Here is an 18116-nt window from a genome sequence, read left to right as displayed (position 1 = left end):
TCTCCTCGGTGCCCGGTACCCCGGCACCGTACGCCATCCGGTGGGGCGAAGATCACAGGGTCGTGGTCCCGTCGCGCCGGGGCCCGCTGAGTACGGTGAGCGGGTGCCGAAGCGCAGGAACACGTTCTCATCATGGTGGCGGGGCCTCCCGCAGCGGGCCGTCCACGCGGGGTGGGCCTGGGTGCAGCGCACCGGCTCCGTCACCGCCGCCCACCCGGGACACTTCCGCTTCGGCGCGCTCGGCACGGGCACCCGGCTGGCCTTCCCGCTCGGCACGGTCTTCGGTGAACCCTGGATCCACCTGGGCGCCCACTGCATCGTCGGTGAACAGGTCACGCTGACCGCCGGCCTGATGCCCGACCTCGACCTCGGCCCGGAGCCGATCCTGCGCGTCGGCGACGGGGTCGTCCTCGGCCGCGGCAGCCACGTCATCGCCGACACCACGGTCACCATCGGCAGCGACTGCTATTTCGGGCCGTACGTCTACGTCACGTCCACGAACCACTCCTACGACGATCCGCACGAGCCCATCGGCAAGCAGTGGCCGCGGATGGAGCCGGTGGAGATCGGGCCGGGCTGCTGGATCGGCACCGGCGCGGTGATCCTGCCGGGGGCGCGCATCGGGCGCAACGTGGTGGTGGCGGCCGGGGCCGTCGTACGGGGAGTCGTGCCCGACCACGCCGTGGTCGCGGGGGCGCCGGCCCGTGTCGTACGTCGCTGGACGCCCGCCGAGGGCTGGCAGCCGCCGCTGCGGACTCCAGCCCCGGTCCCGATACCGGACGGGGTCACCCCGGACCAGCTCCGCGCACTGGCGGAACTCGACGAGGAGACGGCGGCGAAGCTCGCCGGGATGGACTGAGCCCGGGCGCTCAGCCGGTGGCCAGCAACAGGGTGCCGACGAGGGCGAGACCAGCGCCCGCCGCCTGCACGGCCCGCAGGCGTTCGCTGAGGAAGCCGCGCGCGGCCAGCGCGGTCACCACCGGGTACAGCGAGGCCAGTACGGCGGCGACCGTGACCGGGCCGTGCTGCGCGGCGACGGAGTACGTGCCGTTCGCCGCGACGTCGGCGAGTCCGACAAAGGCCAGCGCCGGCAGCGAAGCCCAGGGGAAGCCGCCCGCCGGCAGGGCGTCCGCGCCGCGCCGCACGGAGACGTACAGCACGGCGCCGCCCGCGGCGACATTCGTCACCCGCTGCACGAAGAGGGCGAGGAACAGGCCGGTGACCGTCGTCGACGCCTCCGCGATGAGGGCGAACACCGTGCCGAAACCGAGCGCCGCGACGAGCGACAGCAGCAGCGCCTGCCGCTGTACGGGGGCACCCCTCAGCTGTGGTCCGCCGGCGAGGACCACCCCCGTGACGGCGACCGCGATCCCGGCGACCTGCGTCAGGCCCGGCCGTTCGCCGAGGAGGAGGCCCACACCGACGGGGACGGCCACACTCAGGGTGGCCAGCGGGGAGACGACGCCCATCGGGCCCAGGGCGAGTGCCTTGTAGAAGGAGAACAGGGCGACCGGGCCGACCAGGCCGGCGGCGAACGCGAACCACAGCCGCGGGCCGGCCTCGCTCCAGCCGCCGGTGGCCACCACGATCGCGCCGAGCACGGCCGCCGCGATGCCCTGCGAGACGACGACCACCGTCAGTGCCGGGACACGTCGGGTGAGCAGTCCGCCGCCGAAGTCGGCCAGCCCCCACAACAGGCTGGTGGCCAGGGCGAAGAGTGCTGTCACGGTCTGCCTCGCAGTACAGTTCGATGAACGATCCGGTGCACCACATCGTAGTTCAGTGCAATGCACTTACTAATGCACTGTACTGGACGACTGTCGCGCGCTGTGGCGCTTCCGCGCGACGGCCGCGGAGGGTCGCGATCCAGAACACGCCATACGAGCGACATATGAGCGACGGACGAAACGGACGGAACGTGTCGGACCTCGACCTGCTGAACCAGTCCCTGGCGCGCAACGTCAAGCGCTGGCGCGCCGAGCGCGGCTTCACCCTCGACGCGCTCGCCGCCCGCGCCGGGGTCAGCCGCGGCATGCTCATCCAGATCGAGCAGGCCCGGACCAACCCCAGCATCGGGACGGTCGTGAAGATCGGCGACGCGCTCGGGGTCAGCATCACCACCCTGCTCGACTACGAGCAGGGCCCCACGGTCCGTGTCGTCCCCGCCGAGGGCGCCGTCCGCCTCTGGCACACCGACGCCGGCAGCTACAACCGGCTGCTCGCGGGTGCCGAGGCGCCCGGCCCGCTGGAGATGTGGGACTGGCACCTCATGCCCGGGGAGAGCAGCCCCTCGGACCCGCACCCCACGGGCACGGTGGAACTCGTCCATGTCACGGCGGGGGAGCTCACGCTCACCGTCGACGGCGTGCCGCACCGGGTACCCGCGGGAGCGACCGCCACCTTCGAGGCCGACACCCCGCACACCTACGGCAACGAGGGCGCCGTCCCCATGGACATGGTGATGGCCGTCTCGGTCCCGCCCGTGCAGTGAGACGCCCCACGGGCCGTGACCGGCCGGCTGTTAGCGTGCCGCCATGCGCGCACCCCTCGGGAACTTCGACCACGCCACCTCCGCTCCCGACTGCCTCGACCAGCTGATCGGCCCGGTCGCCGAGGCCGTACGCCAGTGGCGGGGCGGCGTCCCCGCCGACCAGATCGTCCACGTCGACACCGACCCCCGGTGGGCCGACACGGCGGTCTTCGTGGAGCACTACGGACGGGAACTGCTGGAGCGCTCCGCGAACTGCGTGGTGGTCTCGGGCAAGCGGGGCGGCGAGTCCACCCTCGCCGCATGCGTCGTCCTGTCCACCACGCGGGTGGACGTCAACGGTGTCGTGCGCCGCCGACTCGGCGCCCGTAAAGCCTCGTTCGCCTCCATGGACACCGCGACGGGCGAGACCGGCATGGAGTACGGCGGTATCACCCCGATCGGACTGCCCGACGGCTGGCCCGTGTTGGTGGACTCGGCCGTCGTCGACCTGCCGTACGTGCTGGTCGGCAGCGGGCGCCGGCGCGGCAAACTGCTGGTACCGGGCAAGGCGTTCGCCGAACTGCCGGGCGCGGTGGTGATCGAGGGGCTCGGAACGGCCTGACCCGGAGGACGGCCGGGCCTTCCGGACGTCGGGTGCGGTGACCGTCCGGGGTGCGGGGCTCACGCGGTCAGGTGATGTGCCAGTGCGCGATGCGGGTCGCTCTGTCCGGGCACCGGCGCGGGATCGGCGTGCACGAGGGCGGCGGTGAGCCGTGGAACGGCGTGCAGCAGGGCGTGCTCCGCCTCCACGGCGATCTGGTGCGCCTCACGCACCGTCATTTCGCCGTCCACCACGACCACGACCTCGGCCCGCAGCCGGTGGCCGATCCAGCGCAGGCGCAGTTCACTCACCGCGCGTACCCCGGACACCTCCCGCAGGTCCTGCTCGGCCCGGTCGACCAGGGCCGGGTCGACGGCGTCCATCACCCGGCGGAACACCTCCCGCGCCGCGTCCCGCAGCACCAGCAGGATCGCCGCGGTGATCGCCAACCCCACGAGAGGGTCCGCGAGTTGCCAGCCCAGCGCCGAGCCGCCCGCGCCCAGCAGGACGGCCAGTGAGGTGAACCCGTCGGTGCGGGCGTGGAGTCCGTCCGCGACCAGCGCGGCCGAGCCGATGGCGCGGCCGACGCGGATGCGGTGGCGCGCCACCCACTCGTTGCCCGCGAAACCGACCAGCGCGGCCACGGCGACCACCGGAAGACGGGTGAGCGGCCGCGGGTCGAGCAGCCGGTCGGCGGCCGCCCACGCCGAGAAGGCCGCGGACGCGGCGATCGTCAGCACGATCGCGATGCCCGCCAGGTCCTCGGCCCGCCCGTAGCCGTACGTGAAGCGCCGCGTCGCCGCCCGCCGGCCCAGTACGAAGGCGATGCCGAGCGGTACGGCGGTCAGCGCGTCCGCGGCGTTGTGCACCGTGTCGCCGAGCAGCGCCACCGACCCGGAGACGGCCACCACGACCGCCTGCGCCAGCGCGGTCGCGCCGAGCGCCGCGAACGACACCCACAGGGCGCGCATGCCCCGCGCCGAGGTCTCCAGCGCGGAGTCGAGCTTGTCGGCCGTCTCGTGCGAGTGGGGGGTGAGGAGGTGGCCGAGACGGTGGCCGAGGCGGTGAGTGCGGGCGCGGGGGCCGTGGGGGCGGGTCTCGGCGGGATGGACGTCGTGCCGGTGCCCGGGTACGTGCCCGGCTCCGTGAACGTGTCCGTGTCCGTGTCCGCGAGCTTGGTCGTGGTCGTGGACGTGAGCGTCGGGGTGGGCGGGCTGGTGTGCGTGCCCGTGGTCGTGTCGGTCGCTCACGTGGGTCCCCTTCCGGTGCGCGGGAGTGGACGGGTGACGCCCACGCGGCCATTATGTGCGTATGAGCGCACGCATGCACCTGTCACCTGCGCACGATGCGCACCCGCGCACCCCCGGCGAGGAGCAGTTCACGCTCGCCGCCGAGCTTCTCGCGCTGCTCGGCGACCGCACCCGTCTCGCGCTGCTGCACGCGCTGACCTCGGGCGAGGCCGACGTCACGACGCTCACCGAGGCGTGCGGGGCGGCCCGGCCCGCCGTCAGCCAGCACCTGGCCCGGCTGCGTCTCGCCGGGCTGGTGAACACCCGGAAGGAGGGGCGCCGGGTGATCTACGCACTGCGGGACGGGCACCTGCGCCGGCTGGTCGACGAGGCGCTGAGCGTGGCCGACCACCGGCTCACCGACCGCCCTCCGCACGACTGAGCCGTGCGGACGTGGAGGGTGGCGTTCGGAGGCAGAGGGTGGCCGTCGGATTCGGCCGCCACCTGGCCCGCTGCGACCCCCGGCCCGCTGCGACTCCCGGCCCGGTGCGGCTGGTTCTCAGTAGCCGGAGCCCTTGCCCAGGTACTGCTCGGCGAACGCGGTCGCCGCCGTGGGTGAGCCGAAGACGCGTCGCAGCCGGGCCAGCGTGGTGCCCGCGCGGTAGGGATCGCCCGAGGACGCGCCGTGGTAGACCTCCGACAGCCACTGCGAGAACTCCTGGTAGTCCCACACACGGCCTAGGCACGCCTGCGAGTAGGCGTCCAGCCCGCCGCCGTCCCCCTTCGTGAGCCGGGCGACGAGTCCGTCGCCGAGCAGGAAGGCGTCGTGCAGGGCGAGGTTCATGCCCTTCGCCGCTATCGGCGCGGTCAGGTGGGCGGCGTCCCCGGCCAGGAAGAGCCGGCCGAACCGCATCGGCTCGACCACGTAGTTGTGCATGTCGAGGACCCGCTTCTCGATCAGCCGCCCCTCCTTCAGCGGTGGGGCTCCAGCCGCGGTGAGCCGTTCCCGGAGTTCGGCCCAGACACGTTCGTCCGGCCAGTTGTCCGGGTCGTCTCCGGGCGGGCACTCGAGGTAGTAGCGGGTCACCTCGGGGCTGCGGGCCATGTGCCCGGCGAAGCCGTTCTGATGGATGCCGAAGACGACACAGTCGTCGGACGGCGGCGCCTCGGCGAGCAGCGCCAGCCAGCCCACGCCGTAGTCGTGCCGTGAGACGTGGACGCGCCCGGGCGGCAGCGAGGCCCGGCTCACCCCGCGAGCGCCGTCGCAGCCCGCGACGAAGTCCGCCCGCACGACCTGCCGTCGGCCGGTGTCGGGGCAGGTGTACGACACCGACGGCCGCTCCGTGTCCAGGTCGTGCAGCGCGACGTCGCGCACGCCGAAGCGGATCTCCCCGCCGCGCTCGTCGGCGTAGGCGCGCACCAGGTCCGTCACCAGCAACGGCTGGGGATAGACGTAGTGGTGATGCCCGGTCAGCTCGGTGTACCCGAACCGGTAGCGCTCCCCGGCGAACCGGAACTCGCACTCCTCGTGCACCTGGGCTCGTTCCAACAGGGCGTCGGCGAGGCCCCGTTCCCGCAGGCCGAGCACCGCCCACTCCTCCAGGACGCCCGCCCGGGGCCGCTGTTCGACGAAGGCACGCGTCTCCGTCTCCAGGACCAGACAGTCGACGGAGGCGGCCCGCAGGATGTTGGCGACGGTGAGCCCGGCCGGACCGGCGCCCACGACGACCACCGGAAGGCGGCGCACGTCGGGGGAGTTGGGGTGGGGGGAAGCTGAAGTCACCCGCACATTATCGCGATGCGCGAAAACCGCTTCTAGCCGAGCCGGGGGATCTCGATGGCGGGGCAGCGGTCCATCACCATCTCCAGCCCGGCGGCCCGGGTGCGGTCGTACGCGTCCTCGTCGACGACACCGAGCTGGAACCACACCGCGCGTGCGCCCTTCGCCACCGCCTCGTCGGCGACCGCCCCGGCGAGGTCGCCGTTCACGAAGACGTCGACCACGTCCACGTCGAAGGGGATGTCCGCGAGGGAGGCGTACCCCTGCTCGCCGTGCACCGTCTCCGCCTTGGGGTGGACGGGCACGACCCGCTTGCCGAAGCGCTGGAGCACCTCCGCCACGCCGTACGCGGCACGCCCCCGGTTCGAGGACAGGCCGACCACCGCCCAGGTGTCGCCGAGCTCGGTGAGGATCCTGCGGATGGTTGCCTCGTCGCCGTACACGATCGGTCTCCTCGGGCCTCTGGATCAACTGGACAAGCGGAACGGGAAAAGCTGGACGGGGGACGGCGGAAAGGAAAGAACCGCCGTGTTCGACAACGGGCACGGGCGGGCGGTGATTCCCGGTCCCCGGCGCCGCTGGATTCCGCCACCTCGCCCGACTTCGCGGGACGTGCCTGCGCACGGGCGTCCGCCCGCCTACGCTCACCTCGTGCTGCGCATCATCGACGCCCGAACCGGCGACCCCGTCGACGCCGCCCCCGCCCGGCGGGGCCTGACCCGGGTCGAGGCCCACGCCCCGGCCTCCGACACCGGCGCCCTGCGGGTGCTGCTCGTCGCCGACCTCCTCGTCCGCACCCTGGAACTCGGCGGTACGCCGGTCTGGGCGCTGCTGACCGGAGAGCGGAAGCAGGCGGAACTGCGGGCGTGCGCCGCGGACCTCGGCGTCCGGCCGTTCGAGGACAGCCGTGACGTCAGCGCGGGCCTCGGTGAGGCCCAGGTCATCCATGTGGCGGGGGAGGGGACGGCGGTCCCCGAGGGGGTACGGGTCGTGGTGGCCCCGGTCGAGGGGGCGCCGGCCGCCGGCACCGACCCCGGGGCGCTGCGCCTGGCCCTGATCTCCCAGGACAGGCGCGTCCCGCTCCGGCTCGACGCGGACGTCCTGGAGGACGCCCGGACGACCCTCGCACGCTGGCGTCGCCTGGTCGCCGACTGGGCGCGCCGGCCGTCGCGGCCCGTCCCCGACCCGATGCGGGTACGGCTCCGCACCGCCTGGGAGGACGACCTGGACGTGCCGGAGGTGCTGCGCCTGCTGCGCTCGGTGGAGACCTCGGACCTGCCGGACGGCGCCCGCTTCGAGACGTACGCCTACGCGGACCGGCTCCTCGGCCTCGAACTCACCCGCGACATCGGAACCCCGCTGTGACCGCGCGCTCCGGAAAGGGCCCGCTGCGCCGGCTGGTGGTGCTGCGGCACGCCAAGTCCGCCTGGCCCGAGGGAGTCACCGACCACGAGCGCCCGCTGGCACCGCGGGGCCGCCGGGACGCGCCCGCGGTGGGCCGGGCGCTCGCCGAGGCGGACTGCCTGCCCGACCTCGCCCTGTGCTCCACCGCCGTACGCGCCCGGCAGACCTGGGACCTGGCCTCCGCCCAGTGGGGCACCCCGCCGCGGGTGACGCTCGACGCGCGCCTGTACGCCGCCGGCGTGGCCGACCTGACGGAGGTCGTGCACGGCGTCCCCGCCGACGTGGAGACGCTGCTGCTGGTCGGCCACAACCCCGGACTGGAGGAGCTCGTCCTCGACCTCGCGGGCGACGGCCTCGACGACGCGCTGGACGAGGTCCGGGTGAAGTTCCCGACCTCGGCGATCGCCGTCCTCGCCTGGCACGGTCCGTCCTGGCGGGCCCTGTCCTCCGGCACCGCGCTGCTGACGGACCTGATCGTGGCGCGCGGCAGGAAACACTGAGCCACCGCCATCACCTACGGCCGCTCCGCCCACGCCCGCCCGCGCCCGCCCCGCGCGCCCCCGCGACGGCCGCGCCTCCCATGCGGCACCCGCGCCCGCCCGACCCGCCCGTTCGCCCGGGTGGGAGGTGCCCCGCGGCTCCCGGTGCGGCGCGGGCCGGCGGTCCGCATAGGCTGGCGCGATGCAGGACGAGTACCGCACCGTCGCGCGAGCGGGCGTGCACGAGACCGAGGTCAACCGCTCCCGCTTCCTGTGCGCGCTCGCCCCCGCGGCCACCGAGCAGGAGGCCCAGGACTTCGTCGCCGAGGTCCGCAGGCGGCACGCGGACGCCACCCACAACTGCTTCGCGTACGTCGTCGGCGCCGACGCCTCGGTCCAGCGCGCGAGCGACGACGGCGAGCCCGGCGGCACCGCCGGAGTGCCCATGCTCCAGATGCTGCTGCGCCGGGACATGCGGTACGTGGTGGCGGTGGTCACCCGCTACTACGGCGGCGTCAAGCTCGGCGCGGGCGGTCTGATCCGGGCCTACGGCGGTGCGGTCGGCGAGGCCCTGGACACCGTCGGCACCCTCACCCGGCGCCGGTTCCGCCTCGCCACGGTGACCGTCGACCACCAGCGCGCCGGCAAGCTGCAGAACGAGCTGCGTGCCACCGGCCGCGAGGTCCGCGAGGTGCGCTACGGCGAGGCGGTCACCCTCGGGATCGGGCTCCCGGACGCCGACGTGGACCGGTTCCGCGCCTGGCTCGCCGACGCCACCGCCGGAACGGCCGGGTTCGAACTGGGCGGCGAGGCGTACGGGGACACCTGACCCGCGGAGACACCCGAAACCGCGGAGCAGCGGGCCCGCCTTCGGGGGTCGGCCGGTCCCGGTCCCGCTTCCACAACACCAACAATCGGGCCATGGCGGACATCTGCGGTGATTCGCCGTCAATCGTGGGTGGCAAGCTGAGGTACGTGGTGGAAGAGAAGCCCACAGGCGTTAGCGTGGTGGGTGCTGACCGCGGGTCCGAGCCGGCTCGTGGTGGTTCGAGACAGGCAACAGGGGTCAACGTGCGGGGCGGAGCGGTTTCTTGAGGTTGCTGCACACGTCCGACTGGCATCTCGGCCGGGCCTTCCACCGGGTCGACATGCTCGGGGCGCAGGCCGCGTTCATCGGTCACCTCGTCACGACCGTGCGCGAACGCGAGGTGGACGCGGTCGTCGTGTCCGGGGACATCTACGACCGCGCGGTGCCACCGCTCGCCGCGGTCGAGCTCTTCGACGACGCCCTGCACCGGCTCGCCGACCTCGGAGTGCCGACCGTGATGATCTCCGGGAACCACGACTCGGCGCGCCGGCTCGGCGTCGGCGCCGGCCTCATCGACCGGGCCGGGATCCACCTGCGGACCGAGCCCGCCGCCTGCGGCACGCCGGTCGTCCTGGCCGACGCACACGGCGATGTCGCCCTCTACGGTCTGCCCTACCTCGAACCCGCGCTGGTCAAGGACCGGTTCGGGGTGGAGAGGGCGGGCCACGAGCCGGTGCTGGCCGCCGCCATGGACCGCGTCCGCGCCGACCTCGCCGGCCGCCCACCCGGCACCCGGTCCGTAGTCCTCGCCCATGCCTTCGTCACCGGCGGCCAGGCCAGCGACAGCGAGCGGGACATCACCGTCGGCGGCGTGGCCGCCGTGCCCGCCGGGGTCTTCGACGGCGTCGACTACGTGGCGCTCGGGCACCTGCACGGCTGCCAGACCCTCACCGAGCGCGTGCGCTACTCCGGCTCCCCACTGCCGTACTCCTTCTCGGAGGCCGACCACCGCAAGAGCGTCTGGCTCGTCGACCTGGGCGCCGACGGAAGCCTGACCGCGGAGCGCCTCGACTGCCCGGTGCCGCGCGCGCTGGCCCGCGTCCGCGGCACGCTGGAGGACCTGCTCGCCGACCCGGAGCTCGAACGGCACACGGAGGCGTGGGTCGAGGCCACGCTCACCGACCCGGTCCGCCCGGCCGACCCCATGGCCCGGCTCACCGGGCGCTTCCCGCACACGCTCAGCCTCGTCTTCGACCCGGAGCGGGCACCCGACGACCCCGACGTGTCCTACGCAAGGCGGCTGGCCGGCCGCAGCGACCAGCAGATCGCGGAGGACTTCGTGGCGCACGTCCGCGGCGCCGGACCCGACGAGGACGAGCGGGACGTCCTGCGCGACGCGTTCGACGCGGTGCGCGTGGACCGGACCGTGCGGGAGGTCACACCGTGAGACTGCACCGGATGGACCTCACCGCGTTCGGACCCTTCGGCGGTTCCCAGAGCGTCGACTTCGACGACCTCTCCGCCGCCGGACTGTTCCTGCTGCACGGGCCGACCGGCGCGGGCAAGACCTCCGTCCTGGACGCCGTCTGCTACGCGCTGTACGGCTCGGTCCCCGGCGCCCGGCAGAGCGGCCAGGGTCTCACCCTGCGCAGTGACCACGCCGCGGCCGGCACCCGCACCGAGGTCCGCCTCGAACTCACCGTCGCGGGACGCCGGTTGGAGGTCACCCGGCAACCGCCCTGGGAACGCCCCAAGAAGCGCGGCTCGGGCACCACCCTCGACAAGGCCCAGAGCTGGCTGCGCGAGTACGACGCCACGGCCGCCGCCTGGAAGGACCTCAGCCGTTCCCACCAGGAGATCGGCGAGGAGATCACCCAGCTGCTCGGCATGAGCCGCGAGCAGTTCTGCCAGGTCGTCCTGTTGCCGCAGGGCGACTTCGCCCGCTTCCTGCGCGCCGACGCCGAGGCCCGCGGCCGACTGCTCGGGCGGCTCTTCGACACCCACCGCTTCGCCGAGGCCGAGAAGCGCCTCGCCGAGCGCCGCCGGACCACCGAGACCCAGGTGCGCGAGGGCGACGCCGCGCTGCTCGCCGACGCGCACCGCATGCAGCAGGCCGCCGGCGACGCCATGGACCTGCCGGAGCTGACCCCCGGCGAACCGGGGCTGGCCGAGACCGTCCTCGCCGCCGCCGCCGTCGCCCGCAGCACCGCCCGCGAACAGCTGACCGTCGCGCAGTGCCGGCTCACAGCGGCCGAGTCGGCGCAGGCCGCCGCCGAACGGACCCTCGCCGACACCCGCGAACTCGCCCGCCTGCAAAGGAGGTTCACCGAGGGACGGGAACGGGCCGAGCGGCTGGCGGCGCAGCGCGACGCCCACCTCCTGGCGCAGGCACGCATGGAACGGGCCCGTAAGGCCGAGGCGGTCGCTCCCGCCCTGGAGCTGCGGGAGGCAGCCGAAGCCGAACACCGCAGGGCCGCCTCGGCCGAGACGCGCGCCCGCGCCCTGCTGCCGGACACCTTCGCGGGCGCCGGCGCGGCCGGTCTGGCGACCGCGGCCCGCCGGACCGCCGAGGAACTGGGCGGTCTGGAGTCGGCCCGCCGCGCCGAGCAGCGGCTCGCCGGACTCGACGCGGAACGCGCCGATCTCGACCGGCAGGAACGCGCCGACGAGGACGTCCTGCAGGAGACGGACGCGTGGCTCGCCGGATGGGAGGCCACCCGCGCGGTCCTGCGGGACGGCGTCGACTCCGCCCAGGAGGCCGCGGCCGCCGCCGAGCGGCTCGCCGCCCAGCACGAGCCGGTCCACAAGCGGCTCGCGGCGGCCCGGCAGCGCGACCGGTTCGCCGCCGACACCGAAGCCGCCCAGCGGCAGGTCCTCGCCTCCGTCGAGAAAGCCCAGCTGGCGCGCGCCCACTGGCTCGACCTGAAGGAACAGCGGCTGACCGGCATCGCCGCCGAACTCGCCGCGAACCTCACCGACGGTGAGCCGTGCGCCGTCTGCGGAGCCACCGAACACCCGGCCCCCGCCCGCAAGTTCGCCGGACACGTCGACCGTGAGGCCGAGGAACACGCCCTGACCGCCTACCAGCGCGCCGACGAACGGCGGACCGAGGACGAGCGCCGCCTCGGCGTCGTACGGGAGGCGCTGGCCGCCGCCACCGCCGAGGCCGGTGACACGCCCACCGACCGTCTCGCCGAGGAAGTCGGCGCCCTGGAGCGGCAGTACGAGCGGGCCCGGGAGCTGGCCTCCGGGCTGCACGCGGCCACCGAGGAGCTGCGCCGGGCCGACCAGGAACACGAACGACGCGGCGCGCTGCGCCAGCAGGCAGCCGTCAGCGCGGCCGCCCGGGTCGGGCACCGCGAGCAGCTCGACCGTCAACGCGCCACCTTGCAGCACGAGTTGGCGCAGGCGCGGGGGGCCGCCGACAGCGTGGCCGCGCGGGCCACGCAGCTGGAGCGTCGGGCGGCCCTGCTCACCGACGCGGCCGACAACGCCCGCGCCGCCGAGGACACCGCCCAACGGCTCAAGGACGCCGACGCCCGGCTCGCCGACGCCGCGTTCCGCGCCGGCTTCGACACCCCCCAGGCCGCGGCCGACGCCCTGCTGGACGACGCGGCCCACCGCGAACTGCAACGCCGCCTGGACGCACGGCAGTCGGAGGAGGCCGCCGTACGCGCGGCCCTCGCCGAGCCCGACACCGCCGCCGCCGCCCAGCGACCGCCCGCCGACGCCGAAGCGGCGCAGCGGACCGCGGACGCCGCGGCCCGGCGGCTGCGCGAGGCGGCCTCCGCCCGCGACGCGGCGGCCCGCCGCTGCACCGAACTGGACCTGCTCTCCACCCGGTCCGCCACCGCCGTACGGCAGTTGGCGCCGCTGCGGGTGGAGTACGACCGGGTGGCCCGCCTGGCCGCCCTCGCCGCGGGCACCGCCGCGGACAACGAACGCAGGATGCGCCTGGAGTCGTACGTGCTGGCGGCCCGCCTGGAACAGGTCGCCGCCGCCGCGACCGTCCGGCTCCAGCGCATGTCGTCCGGCCGCTACACGCTCGTCCACTCCGACGACCGGACCGGCCGCGGCCGCAGCGGTCTCGGACTGCACGTCGTGGACGCCTGGACCGGCCGGGAGCGCGACACGGCGACCCTGTCCGGCGGCGAGACCTTCTTCGCCTCCCTCGCCCTCGCGCTCGGCCTCGCCGACGTCGTCACGGACGAGGCGGGCGGAGTCCGGCTGGACACGCTCTTCATCGACGAGGGCTTCGGCAGCCTCGACGACCAGACCCTCGACGAGGTCCTCGACGTCCTCGACTCACTGCGCGAACGCGACCGGAGCGTCGGCATCGTCAGCCACGTCGCCGACCTGCGGCGCCGCGTCCACGCGCAGCTGGAGATCGTGAAGGGCCGGTCGGGGTCGGTGATCCGCCGGCGCGGTACCGGCTGACCTCACCGGCCCAGCGGGCGCCGGGGGAGGGGCGAGGAGTAGACGACGCTCGTGGTCACCGACCCCAGCGCGCCGATCCGGCCCGACACCTCCTCCAGATGCCGCATCGAACGGGCCGCGACCTTGACGACGAAACAGTCGTCGCCCGTGACGTGGTGCGCCTCCAGGATCTCCGGGGTGACGGCGACCAGGTCGTGGAACGGCTTGTAGTTGCCGTGCGGATAGCGCAGGCGCACGAACGCCAGGATCGACAGCCCCAGCCGGTCGGGGTCCACGACGGCCGCGTACCCCTGGATGACGCCCGCCTCCTCCAGCCGGCGCACCCGTTCGGTGACCGCGCTCGCGGACATGGACACGGCGCGGGCCAGCTCGGCGAAACTGGCCCGGCCCTCGCGCTGGAGGACGTCCAGAATGCGCCAGTCGGTGGCGTCCGGGGAATACACGGTCATCCCCGAGGGATAGCAGGGGATTCCCCGGCGAGGCAAGCGGAAGGCCGGGGAACGCTCCTTCTGGACGGCGATCGGCGCCCGTAGATTTCGGTACGTCGAACCCGGGACGCACGTCTCGGGATGTGGATGTCCGGTCACCGGGCCGCGGCCCGCCGCCCTCAGTCGGGAGCCGCCGTGACCCCGACCGGACCGTAGCCGAGAGGCCGGAATCATGAGCGGCACCACGACCCGCGTCAACCCTGTACTGCGGGCCGCCCCCGCGACCCCCGCCGAGGCGGCCCGTCACTTCCGCGCCAGTCTGGCCTTCCACGCGGACGTCTCCGACGTGGCCGCCGCGCTGGCCGCCGGCGGCGACCCCGGATTCGCCGTCCTCGACTCCCGCTCCACCGCGTCCTGGGACCAGGGCCACATCCCCGGCGCCGTGCACCTCCCGACCGCGCTCATCCCCGAGCAGGCGGAACAACTCCTCGACCGGGCCGTGCCGGTGGTCACCTACTGCTGGGGCCCCGGCTGCAACGGCGCCACCCGTGCCGCCCTCGCCCTCGCCGAACTCGGCTACCAGGTCAAGGAGATGCTCGGCGGCTTCGAGTACTGGGCCCGCGAGGGCTTCCCCTACGAGACCTGGCAGGGCCCCGGACACCGTACGGCCGACCCGCTGACCGCACCGGTCGAGGCGGACAACTGCGGCTGCTGACGCGCCGGTTCGGCGGCGCGGGGCGTGCGGGGCGGGGGTACGGGGTCCGGTGGCGATGGCTGGTGGAACGCCGGACGCCGGGCACTGGGCGCCTGTTCACGTCCGCGCCCCGCGACGCGCGCCGGACATCCGACGACCTGGGCCGGACCCCGGCCGACGCCCGCCGGGGTGTCGGCGGGCGTCGGCTTCCGGTCGCAGGTGTCAGAGGAGCGACAGTTCGTCGACCAGGTCGTCCAGGCCGAGGGAGCCCTGGGAGAGGGCCGCCATGTGCCAGGCCTTGAGGTCGAAGTCGGCGCCGTGCCGTGCGCGGGCCTTCTCACGGCCCAGCAGCCAGGCCCGCTCGCCGAGCTTGTAGCCGATCGCCTGGCCCGGGATCGTCAGGTAGCGCGTCAGCTCGCTCTCCACGAAGTCCGCGGGACGGCTGCTGTGCGCGCCGAAGAACTCCTGGGCCAGCTCGGGCGTCCAGCGCTCGCCCGGGTGGAAGGGGGAGTCGGCCGGGATCTCCAGCTCCAGGTGCATGCCGATGTCCACGACGACCCGGGCGGCCCGCATCATCTGCGCGTCCAGGTAGCCGAGGCGCTGCTCCGCGTCGGTGAGGAAGCCCAGTTCGTCCATGAGCCGTTCCGCGTACAGCGCCCAGCCCTCGGCGTTGGCGCTGACCCCGCCGACCGTGGCCTGGTAGCGGGAGAGGTCTCCGGCGACATGCGCCCACTGGGCGAGCTGGAGGTGGTGGCCCGGGACGCCCTCGTGGTACCAGGTCGAGACCAGGTCGTACACCGGGAAACGGGTCTGGCCCATCGTCGGCAGCCAGGTGCGGCCAGGCCGCGAGAAGTCCTCCGACGGGGCCGTGTAGTACGGCGCGGCCGCGCTGCCGGCCGGCGCGATGCACGACTCCACCTTCCGCACCCGCTCGGCGAGTTCGAAGTGCGTGCCGTCGAGCGACTCGATCGCCTGGTCCATCAGGCCCTGCAGCCAGGCGCGGACCTCGTCGACGCCCTCGATGTGCCTGCCGTGCTCGTCCAGGTGCGCGAGCGCCACCCATGGCGTCTCGGCGCCCGGCAGGATCTTCTCGGCCTCCAGCCGCATCTCGGCGAGCAGCCGGTGGTACTCGGACCAGCCGTAGGCGTACGCCTCGTCCAGGTCGAGGTCCGTACCGTTGAAGTAGCGCGACCAACGGGCGTAGCGCTCACGGCCCACCGTGTTCGGCGCGCCCTCGATCGTCGGGGCGTACACGTCACGCACCCAGTCCCGCAGCTCGAGAACGGCAGCGGTCGCGGCGCCGGCGGCCTCGTCGAGTTCCGTGCGCAGCGCCTCGGGGCCACCCGACGCGAACTCCTCGAACCAGCCACGGCCGTTGCCGTCGGTGTCCGCCCACTCCGTGAGCTGCTCCACGAACGTGGCGGTGGGGCGCGGCCCCGCGTACAGCTTGCGTTCCAGGCCGAGCGCGAGGCTTTCGCGGTAACCGCCCAGCGCGGCCGGTACCGCGCGCAGCCGCTGTGCGACCGCCGCCCAGTCCTCGTCCGTCACCGTTGGCGTGATCGTGAAGACCTCGCGCACCGAGTGCGCGGGCGTGCTCATGTTGCCGACGGCCCGCAGCCCCTCGTCGGCGTCGTGCACGGCGAGTTCCGCGGTGAGCCGCTCGCGCAGCAGCCGGGCGCACCGGCGCTCGACGTCACTGTCCGCGCCGGGCCTGCGCTCGGCCTCGCCGAGCCGCGCGAGCGTGGTCCGTGCCAGCTCCGCCAGCGCCTCCTGGCCGGCGGGCGAGGTGTCGGGGAGTCTGCTCGAACTCCCCCGGTCGCCGAGGTACGTACCGGTGCACGGGTCGAGGGCGATGAGCTCGTCGACATAGGTGTCGGCGACCTCGCGGGGCAGCGGGCTGTTCGTCTCTGACATGCGGACATCCTCATACGGAGACGGGGGCCGCGTCAGCCCCGTATCGGCGGGCCGTGGCCCGGGTCAGCTCGATTTCGCTGAGGGCGTGGCCCCGGCCGGGCCGGGCGGCAGCAGGGGGCCGCAGTCCCACTGCTGGAAGATCAACCGGGTCTCCACCCGGGCCACTTCGGAACGTGACGTGAACTCGTCCAGCACCAGCCGCTGGAGATCGGCCATGTCAGCGACCGCGACATGGACGAGGTAGTCGTCCGGGCCGGTCAGGTGGAACACGGTCCGGGACTCGGGCAGTGCGCGGATCCGGTCCACGAACGGCCCCACCAGCTCCCGCCGGTGCGGTCTGACCTGCACGGACAGCAGCGCCTCCAGGCCGCGCCCCAACTTGGCCGGATCCAGTCGCAGCTGATGACCGAGGATGACCCCTGCCCGCCGCAGTCGCGTGACCCGGTCCAGACAGGTCGACGGCGCGACCCCGACCCGCGCGGCCAGATCCCGGTAGGTGGTCCGGGCGTCGTTCTGCAGCAGCCGCAGCAGGTGGAGGTCCACCGGGTCCAGTTCGACGGAATCGCCCATGGGTCGAACGTTACACGGCACACGTCCCCGAAAGCCCGTCGAGTGTTCACCCTTCCGGCCATGGACTCAGCGGGCCTCGACGGCCACCCCCGCGCACGCACCGCACCGAGAGCACTGGCCACCGAGGCCGTGCACGCCGGCCGGGACGATCTCGCCCGGCAGGGCCTGCACGCGCCGCCGATCGACCTCTCCACCACCTACCCGTCCTACGACAGCCGGGGCGAGGCCGCACGCATCGACGCCTTCGCCGCCACCGGCGCCGAACCGGAGGGTCCGCCCGTCTACGGCCGGCTGGGCAATCCGACCGTCGCCCGCTTCGAGACCGCCCTGGCCCGGCTGGAGGGCACCGGTGCCGCGGTCGCCTTCGCCAGCGGCATGGCCGCGCTGACCGCCGTACTGCTCGTGCGGGCCTCGATGGGACTACGGCACGTCGTGGCCGTGCGTCCCCTCTACGGGTGCAGCGACCACCTGCTGAACGCCGGGCTGCTCGGCACCGAGGTGACGTGGGTGGACCCGGCCGGCATCGCGGACGCGCTGCGCCCGGACACCGGTCTGGTGCTCGTGGAGTCCCCGGCGAACCCGACGCTCGCCGAACTCGACCTGCGGGCCGTCGCGCACTCCTGCGGTTCCGTGCCGCTGCTCGCCGACAACACCTTCGCCACGCCGGTGCTGCAACGCCCCGCCGAGCAGGGCGCGCGCCTGGTGCTGCACAGCGCCACCAAGTACCTCGGCGGCCACGGGGACGTGATGGCGGGCGTCGTGGCCTGCGACGAGGAGTTCGCCGGGCGGCTGCGACAGGTCCGGTTCGCCACCGGCGGCGTCCTGCACCCGCTCGCCGGCTACCTCCTGCTGCGGGGTCTGGCCACGCTCCCGGTGCGGGTCCGCGCGGCATCCGCGAACGCCGCCGAACTGGCCCGCAGGCTCGCCGCCGACCCGCGCGTCACCCGGGTCCACTACCCGCGCATCGGCGGCGCGATGATCGCCTTCGAGGTCGCGGGGGACCCGCACGAGGTCATCGGCGCCGTCCGGCTGATCACCCCCGCCGTCAGCCTCGGCAGCGTCGACACCCTGATCCAGCACCCGGCGTCCATCAGCCACCGCATCGTGGACGCGCACGACCGCCGCGACGCGGGCGTCAACGACCGACTGCTGCGACTGTCGGTGGGCCTGGAGGACGTCGAGGACCTGTGGACCGACCTGGACACGGCGCTGGGCGCGGACCGCACCCCCGACGCGCGAGGCGTGAGCGAACAGACGGTGGCACGAGCCTCGCGCTAGGCGCGGGCCGGGCGGGAGGCGAAC

General features: G+C 74.1%; 18 protein-coding genes. 11 read left to right on the top strand and 7 right to left on the bottom strand.

The features are described 5' to 3' along the window. Positions 1–103 precede the first annotated feature (103 nt). A complete protein-coding gene (locus tag ABZT03_RS13415) occupies positions 104–859 on the top strand; it encodes an acyltransferase (protein WP_356037881.1) in 756 nt (251 codons plus the stop codon). A 10-nt stretch (positions 860–869) separates the two neighbouring features. Here ABZT03_RS13415 and ABZT03_RS13410 read toward each other — a convergent pair whose 3' ends face one another. Then, on the bottom strand, positions 870–1727 hold the full coding sequence (locus ABZT03_RS13410) for an EamA family transporter (protein ID WP_356037878.1): 858 nt from the start codon (positions 1725–1727) through the stop codon (positions 870–872). 191 nt (positions 1728–1918) lie between these two features. Here ABZT03_RS13410 and ABZT03_RS13405 point away from each other — a divergent pair, with 191 nt between their 5' ends. Further along, positions 1919–2491, top strand: a complete 573-nt coding sequence (locus ABZT03_RS13405) for an XRE family transcriptional regulator (protein WP_356037957.1) — start codon at positions 1919–1921, stop codon at positions 2489–2491. A 43-nt stretch (positions 2492–2534) separates the two neighbouring features. Further along, positions 2535–3092 carry a YbaK/EbsC family protein gene (locus ABZT03_RS13400; protein WP_356037875.1) on the top strand — a complete coding sequence of 186 codons (558 nt, stop codon included), beginning with the start codon at positions 2535–2537 and terminating at the stop codon, positions 3090–3092. A 59-nt stretch (positions 3093–3151) separates the two neighbouring features. Here the strand turns inward: ABZT03_RS13400 and ABZT03_RS13395 are convergent, their stop codons facing one another. Further along, positions 3152–4321: a cation diffusion facilitator family transporter gene (locus tag ABZT03_RS13395; RefSeq protein ID WP_356037872.1), complete on the bottom strand. Its 1170-nt coding sequence runs from the start codon at positions 4319–4321 to the stop codon at positions 3152–3154. A 61-nt stretch (positions 4322–4382) separates the two neighbouring features. Here ABZT03_RS13395 and ABZT03_RS13390 point away from each other — a divergent pair, with 61 nt between their 5' ends. Continuing rightward, positions 4383–4742: a metalloregulator ArsR/SmtB family transcription factor gene (locus ABZT03_RS13390; protein ID WP_356037869.1), complete on the top strand. Its 360-nt coding sequence runs from the start codon at positions 4383–4385 to the stop codon at positions 4740–4742. A 117-nt stretch (positions 4743–4859) separates the two neighbouring features. Here ABZT03_RS13390 and ABZT03_RS13385 read toward each other — a convergent pair whose 3' ends face one another. Then, entirely contained in the window at positions 4860–6083 is a 1224-nt protein-coding gene (locus ABZT03_RS13385) for a 4-hydroxybenzoate 3-monooxygenase (protein ID WP_356037866.1), read from the bottom strand. Between the two features lie 32 nt (positions 6084–6115). After that, entirely contained in the window at positions 6116–6523 is a 408-nt protein-coding gene (locus ABZT03_RS13380; RefSeq protein WP_356037863.1) for a CoA-binding protein, read from the bottom strand. Positions 6524–6731: 208 nt separating this feature from the next. On the opposite strand from ABZT03_RS13380, the gene ABZT03_RS13375 reads away from it, so the two are divergent. From ABZT03_RS13375 to ABZT03_RS13355, 5 genes are all read left to right on the top strand, one after another. After that, entirely contained in the window at positions 6732–7445 is a 714-nt protein-coding gene (locus ABZT03_RS13375) for a hypothetical protein (protein ID WP_356037860.1), read from the top strand. Further along, the gene (locus ABZT03_RS13370) at positions 7442–7984 is read left to right on the top strand and encodes a histidine phosphatase family protein (protein ID WP_356037857.1); all 543 of its coding nucleotides are present in this window, start codon (positions 7442–7444) and stop codon (positions 7982–7984) included. The genes ABZT03_RS13375 and ABZT03_RS13370 overlap by 4 nt, the downstream gene beginning before the upstream one ends. A 181-nt stretch (positions 7985–8165) precedes the next feature. Continuing rightward, entirely contained in the window at positions 8166–8792 is a 627-nt protein-coding gene (locus ABZT03_RS13365) for a YigZ family protein (RefSeq protein WP_356037855.1), read from the top strand. Between the two features lie 262 nt (positions 8793–9054). Beyond that, positions 9055–10218, top strand: a complete 1164-nt coding sequence (locus ABZT03_RS13360; RefSeq protein ID WP_356037852.1) for an exonuclease SbcCD subunit D — start codon at positions 9055–9057, stop codon at positions 10216–10218. Further along, a complete protein-coding gene (locus tag ABZT03_RS13355; RefSeq protein WP_356037850.1) occupies positions 10215–13208 on the top strand; it encodes an SMC family ATPase in 2994 nt (997 codons plus the stop codon). Before ABZT03_RS13360 ends, ABZT03_RS13355 begins: the two co-directional genes overlap by 4 nt. A 2-nt stretch (positions 13209–13210) precedes the next feature. Here the strand turns inward: ABZT03_RS13355 and ABZT03_RS13350 are convergent, their stop codons facing one another. After that, the gene (locus tag ABZT03_RS13350; RefSeq protein ID WP_356037847.1) at positions 13211–13657 is read right to left on the bottom strand and encodes an Lrp/AsnC family transcriptional regulator; all 447 of its coding nucleotides are present in this window, start codon (positions 13655–13657) and stop codon (positions 13211–13213) included. 211 nt (positions 13658–13868) lie between these two features. Here ABZT03_RS13350 and ABZT03_RS13345 point away from each other — a divergent pair, with 211 nt between their 5' ends. Next, positions 13869–14351, top strand: a complete 483-nt coding sequence (locus ABZT03_RS13345; protein ID WP_356037843.1) for a rhodanese-like domain-containing protein — start codon at positions 13869–13871, stop codon at positions 14349–14351. Between the two features lie 201 nt (positions 14352–14552). Here ABZT03_RS13345 and ABZT03_RS13340 read toward each other — a convergent pair whose 3' ends face one another. Then, entirely contained in the window at positions 14553–16244 is a 1692-nt protein-coding gene (locus ABZT03_RS13340; RefSeq protein ID WP_356037840.1) for a DUF885 domain-containing protein, read from the bottom strand. Positions 16245–16307: 63 nt separating this feature from the next. After that, positions 16308–16814, bottom strand: a complete 507-nt coding sequence (locus ABZT03_RS13335; RefSeq protein ID WP_356037837.1) for an Lrp/AsnC family transcriptional regulator — start codon at positions 16812–16814, stop codon at positions 16308–16310. 60 nt (positions 16815–16874) lie between these two features. On the opposite strand from ABZT03_RS13335, the gene ABZT03_RS13330 reads away from it, so the two are divergent. Beyond that, the gene (locus ABZT03_RS13330; protein WP_356037833.1) at positions 16875–18092 is read left to right on the top strand and encodes a PLP-dependent transferase; all 1218 of its coding nucleotides are present in this window, start codon (positions 16875–16877) and stop codon (positions 18090–18092) included. Positions 18093–18116: the final 24 nt, after the last annotated feature.

Origin of the sequence: Streptomyces sp. NPDC005574 (genome assembly GCF_040605435.1) — a bacterium.
Taxonomy (GTDB): Bacteria; Actinomycetota; Actinomycetes; order Streptomycetales; family Streptomycetaceae; genus Streptomyces.
This window is presented reverse-complemented; position numbering and strand designations above follow the sequence as displayed.